This is a genomic window from Dactylosporangium aurantiacum (assembly GCF_000716715.1).
GTDB classification, from domain to species: Bacteria; Actinomycetota; Actinomycetes; order Mycobacteriales; family Micromonosporaceae; genus Dactylosporangium; species Dactylosporangium aurantiacum.
This window is the reverse complement of record NZ_JNYJ01000107.1, coordinates 1-5,051: the sequence shown is the minus strand read 5'-3', so window position 1 is coordinate 5,051 and position 5,051 is coordinate 1. Positions and strand designations below refer to the sequence as shown.

Genomic DNA, 5,051 nt, shown 5'->3' with positions numbered 1-5,051 from the left:
CAGCCCCGTGGACGGCTCCACCAGCCCCAACGACTCCCGAACCTGGACCTCCGGGGAAGCCTGGCGCTACAGCTGCAACGGCCAGGCCAACCAGCAGTGGAACGTCAACTCCAACGGCACCATCAGCGGCGTGCAGTCCGGCCGCTGCCTCGACGTCTGGGGCACCGGCAACGGCCAGCAGATCCAGCTCTACGACTGCCACGGCCAGGCCAACCAACGCTTCAGCCTCAACTGACCCGCGCTGCCGCCGGTGGCCGAACGGCCACCGGCGACATCCTCAACGGTAACGGCCACGGCCACGTCACCGCGGCCGACCGGTACGCGCGGGTCCGACCGATCGGAGGAGTCACGTGAGTCGCCGCATCGCCGCAACGCTCGTCCTCGCCGCCGCACTCCTGTGCAGCCAGGCCTGTTCCGGCGGGTCCGATGACGGATCCGCGTCGTCCGGGTCGAACACCTTCGAGTTCTGGTCCTTCACGGGCATCAACCAGAAGGCCGATGTCGACCGCTACACCAAGGCGCACCCGGAGACGAACATCAAGCTGACGGAGGTCGGCAGCACGAGCGAGACCGCACAGGCGCTCACCGCCGCCCTCGCCGGCGGCAAGGTGCCCGACCTTGTGCTGATCCAGGGCGACGACCTGCCCAAGTTCATGTCGTCCGTGGACAACTTCGTCGACCTCAACACGCTGGGGGCCGACAAGATGAAGGGCGACTACCTCGACTGGGTCATCAGCCAGTCGACCGCCAAGGACGGCAAGATCATCGGCATCCCGACGGATGTGGGCGGTCTGGCCGTCGCCTACCGGACCGACCTGTTCAAGGCGGCGGGCCTGCCGACCGACCGGGACGAGGTCTCGAAGCTCTGGCCCACCTGGGACGCGTTCATCGGGGTCGGCCAGCGGTACGTGCAGGCGACCGGCAAGGCGTTCCTGGACAACGCGCCGACGAGCGTCTACTTCCAGGCCATCAACCAGGGCAACGAGCGCTACTACAACAACGCCGACCACAAGGCCTCCTACAAGACGAACCCGCAGGTGAAAACGGCGTTCGACGTCACACTCAAGGCAATCGCGGCCAACATCAGCGCGAAACAGGGCTCGTTCTCCTCGGGCTGGACCGCCGGCATGAGCAAGGGTGACTTCGCCGTCGTGTCCGCGCCGTCGTGGATGCTCGGTTCGATCCGGACGAACGCCCCCGGCACGGCCGGCAAGTGGGACGTGGCCGCGATCCCCGGCGACGCCGGTAACTGGGGCGGCAGCTTCCTGGCCATTCCGAAGCGGGCGAAGAACCCGAAGGCCGCCTGGAAGTACATCACCGAGACGCAGTCGCCGGCCGGGCAGCTCGATCACTTCCTGCTCACCGGGGCGCTGCCGACCACGCCGTCGGTCTACGCGGACCCCAAGCTGGTGGCGCAGACCGACCCGTTCTTCTCCGGCGCCCCGATCGGCAAGATCTACACGGACTCCGTGACCAGGCTCAAGCCGTTCTACATCGGACCTGAGGACGGCACGATCGGCACCGAGTTCCTCAATCTCCTGACGAGCGTCGAGCAGGGGAAGGTCCCGCCCGACAAGGCCTGGTCGACCGCGATGACGAACGTCGAGAAGGCCATCCGCGGCTGACCGGACGGGGCGGTGGGCGGTGGGCGGTGCCGTCCGGCCGCCGCCCGCCGGGAAAGGGTGATCGCTGTGCCGACCATGCTCAGACCGACCGAGGCGGCGACCGCGCCGGCCGACCCGCCCAGGACCAGAGCCGTGCACCTGGGGGTACGGGAGCGGCTGGCGCCCTATGCCTTCGTGGCCCCCTTCTTCCTGCTCTTCGCCGTCTTCGGCCTGTTCCCGCTGCTGTTCACCTTCTACGTTGCCCTGTTCGACTGGGATCCCATCGGGGAGCACACCTTCGTCGGGCTCGACAACTTCTCCCGGTTGCTCGACGATCCGCGCTTCTGGGGCGCGTTGCGGAACACGTTCAGCATCTGGGTGCTGTCGACCGTCCCGCAGCTGCTGCTCGCGCTCGCGCTGGCGCACGTGCTCAACCACGCGCGGTTGCGGGCCTCGGCGTTCTTCCGGATGTCGGTGCTGGTCCCGTACATCACCTCGGTCGCGGCCACCACCATCGTCTTCGCCCAGCTCTTCGACCGCGACTACGGCCTGCTCAACTGGCTGCTCGAGCTGCTGGGCCTCCAGCACGTCGAGTTCACCGCCTCCGTCTTCGGAAGCCATGTCATGATCGCCACGATGGTGATGTGGCGCTGGACGGGCTACAACACCCTGCTCTATCTCGCCGCGCTGCAGGCGGTGCCGCGCGACGTCTACGAGGCCGCCGCGGTGGACGGGGCCGGCGGCTGGCGGCAGTTCCGCCACATCACGATCCCCTCGCTGCGGCCGATCATCGTGTTCACCGTGGTCACGTCCACGATCGGCGGCCTGCAGGTGTTCACGGAGCCGCTGCTGGTCAGCCCCGGCTCGCTGACCTGCGGGGCGGCCCGGCAATGCCAGACCCTCACCCTGTTCCTGTACGAGCAGGGTTTCGGCCGCTTCCACTTCGGCTACGGCTCGGCGATCGGGGTCGCGCTGTTCGTCATGGTCGTCGTCGTCGCCACGATCAACTACCTGCTCGTCACCCGGATCCGCTCGGAGCGCCCTTGACAGTCCTCCCCGCCCTACAGGGCGGGGATTGCCTGGGTCACCCCAGGGGGTTCCTGCTTCACCGACGACTGCCCCGTCCGAGAGGACTCTCGTTGAGGTCTTACACCGCCTCCACAGGCAATCACGGAGAGCCCCTCCGCGAGGATGTTGCGGGCCGCGTTGACGTCGCGGTCGTGGACGGTGCCGCACCGGCAGGTCCACGACCGCACGTGCGGCGGCATCCGCTCAGCGAGCGCGACCATGTTGCGCACCGTCAAGTCCTCGATCACGATCGTTTGGTTTCACGAACGAGTCGAGTGGTCAGTTTGTGCAGGTGGTCGCGGCGCCGATCGGTGATCCGGGCGTGGACGCGGGCGACCTTCAGCCGTGCCTTGGCCCGTTCGCGGAGCCCTTCTCTTTCCTGGCAAGGTTCCTTTGGGCTCGGGCGAGTGCGGCTCGGTCGCGGCGCTCATGCTTGGGGTTGGTGATCTTCTCCCCGGTGGACAGGCAGAGCAGGGACACGAACCAGCGCCCCGCGCTGTCCTGCGACACGGTCACCGTGGACGGCGATGCACTCTCAGGCAGGGGACGCGACCACACGATGTCCAGGGGTTCGGTCATCTTGGCCAGGGTGAGCCGGCCGTCGCGGTACCGGAACGCGCTGGTCGTGTACTCCGCCGAGCGGCGCGACCGCTTCTTGGACTTGAACGTCGGATACTTGGCCCGCTTCGCCCAGAAGTTCGTGAACGCCACCTGCAAGTGGCGCAGCGCCTGCTGCAACGGCACGCAGGAGACCTCGTTGGAAGGAATCCGATGACCACCACGTCGCAGCCCGCCCCGCTGCCGGCCGGGGGGACCGAGCCGCACCCGCACCGCCACCGGCGCGTCAGCCGGGTCCCGTGGTGGATGTACGGCCTCCTCGGCGTCATGACCCTGGGCTCCGTGTTCCCGCTCTACTGGATGTTCGTGGTGTCGACCACCGACTCGGCCACGGCGACGAGCCTTCCGCCGCGGGTGGTCCCCGGCGGCAACTTCCTGCACCTGGCCGGGCTGGTCTTCGACATCGTGCCGTTCCTGCAGGCCATGCTCAACAGCCTCATCGTCGCCACCGCCATCGGTGCCGGCCAGGCCCTGCTGTGCGCGCTGGCCGGCTTCGCGTTCGCCAAGCTCTCGTTCCGGGGGCGCAACACCCTGTTCCTCATCGTCGTGCTGACGATGACCGTGCCCACGCAGCTGTCGGTCATCCCGCAGTACCTCATCATCTCGGAGCTCGGCTGGGTGGACTCCCTGACCGCCCTGATCGTGCCCGGGCTGATGAGCGCGTTCGGCATCTTCTGGATGCGCCAGCACATCGCCCACGCCATCAGCGACGAGCTGCTCCAGGCCGCGCGCGTCGACGGCGCGACGACCTGGCAGATCTTCTGGCGCGTCGCCTTCCCGCTGATCCGGCCCGCGGCGTTCGTCCTGGGCCTGTTCGGATTCGTCACCGCCTGGAACGACTTCCTGTGGCCGTTCATCGTGCTGAAGTCGCCGGACCGGTACACCATCCAGATCGCCATCAAGGCTCTGCAGAGCAGCCGGGACATCGACCTCGGCTTGGCCATGTCGGGCTCGTTCCTGGCGACGCTGCCGCTGCTGGTGCTGTTCGTGTTCGTCGGACGGCGCCTGGTCAGCGGGATCATGGAAGGCGCGTTCAAGGGATGACCGACGGTGGTGGAACTTACAGGCGGACGCCGCTATGGCGATGTACTTACATAGCTAAATATTGACCGTAAACATCATACGAAATACCTTCCGTCGGATGAGGGATGTTTCCGCTGTACCGAAACGCCGCCGGACCAAGTTGCTGCTCGGCGGTGTTTGCGCCGTGGCGATCGCCGTGTCCTCGGTCGCGCTGACCACGTTCGCCCACGCCGACCTCACCGGTCCGACCGGCACCACCCTGAAGGCGGCCGCCGAGCGGAGCGGCCGGTACTTCGGCGCCGCGATGGGGGCGGACCGCCTCAGTGACTCGGGCTTCCTGACGATCGCCAACCGCGAGTTCGACATGATGACGGCCGTCAACGAGATGAAGCCCGACGCGACCGAGCCGCAGCGCGGTCAGTTCAACTTCACCAACGGCGACCGCATCTACAACTGGGCCGTCCAGCACGGCATGCGGGTCCGCGGGCACACCCTGGCCTGGCACGCCCAACAGCCCTGGTTCTGGGGCAGCCTCAGCGGCAGCGCCCTGCGGCAGGCGATGATCGATCACATCAACGGTGTGATGGGCCACTACAAGGGCAAGCTCGCCTACTGGGACGTGGTGAACGAGGCCTTCGCCGAGGACGGCAGCCGCCGCAACTCCAACCTGCAGCAGACCGGCAACGACTGGATCGAGGTCGCGTTCCGCACCGCGCGCAACGCCGACCCGTCGGTGAA

The 5,051-nt window shown here is 67.5% G+C and carries 8 protein-coding genes; 5 read left to right on the top strand and 3 right to left on the bottom strand.

Annotation, left to right across the window (positions count from 1 at the left end; genetic code table 11):
• The 3 genes from OP18_RS50340 to OP18_RS50330 form a co-directional block, all read left to right on the top strand.
• Positions 1 to 235: ricin-type beta-trefoil lectin domain protein (locus OP18_RS50340; RefSeq protein WP_245635817.1), on the top strand; the 235-nt coding region annotated here is incomplete at its 5' end.
• 115 nt (positions 236 to 350) lie between these two features.
• Positions 351 to 1,625 carry an ABC transporter substrate-binding protein gene (locus OP18_RS50335; protein WP_033367872.1) on the top strand — a complete coding sequence of 425 codons (1,275 nt, stop codon included), beginning with the start codon at positions 351 to 353 and terminating at the stop codon, positions 1,623 to 1,625.
• Positions 1,626 to 1,700: 75 nt separating this feature from the next.
• On the top strand, positions 1,701 to 2,651 hold the full coding sequence (locus OP18_RS50330) for a carbohydrate ABC transporter permease (RefSeq protein ID WP_033367880.1): 951 nt from the start codon (positions 1,701 to 1,703) through the stop codon (positions 2,649 to 2,651).
• Positions 2,652 to 2,665: 14 nt separating this feature from the next.
• Here OP18_RS50330 and OP18_RS62840 read toward each other — a convergent pair whose 3' ends face one another.
• Genes OP18_RS62840 through OP18_RS60170 form a run of 3 tightly spaced genes read right to left on the bottom strand, consistent with a single transcriptional unit; the run spans position 2,666 to position 3,416 of the window.
• Entirely contained in the window at positions 2,666 to 2,872 is a 207-nt protein-coding gene (locus OP18_RS62840) for a zinc ribbon domain-containing protein (protein ID WP_369335529.1), read from the bottom strand.
• Between the two features lie 44 nt (positions 2,873 to 2,916).
• Entirely contained in the window at positions 2,917 to 2,988 is a 72-nt protein-coding gene (locus OP18_RS62835) for a hypothetical protein (RefSeq protein ID WP_369335528.1), read from the bottom strand.
• Positions 2,989 to 3,011: 23 nt separating this feature from the next.
• Entirely contained in the window at positions 3,012 to 3,416 is a 405-nt protein-coding gene (locus OP18_RS60170; RefSeq protein WP_211273935.1) for a hypothetical protein, read from the bottom strand.
• Between the two features lie 27 nt (positions 3,417 to 3,443).
• Between OP18_RS60170 and OP18_RS50320 the strand changes: the two genes are divergently transcribed.
• Complete coding sequence (locus OP18_RS50320) at positions 3,444 to 4,334, top strand: carbohydrate ABC transporter permease (protein ID WP_081971850.1); 891 nt, start codon at positions 3,444 to 3,446, stop codon at positions 4,332 to 4,334.
• A 97-nt stretch (positions 4,335 to 4,431) separates the two neighbouring features.
• A partial coding sequence (locus OP18_RS50315; protein ID WP_033367876.1) for an endo-1,4-beta-xylanase occupies positions 4,432 to 5,051 on the top strand: 620 nt, incomplete at its 3' end.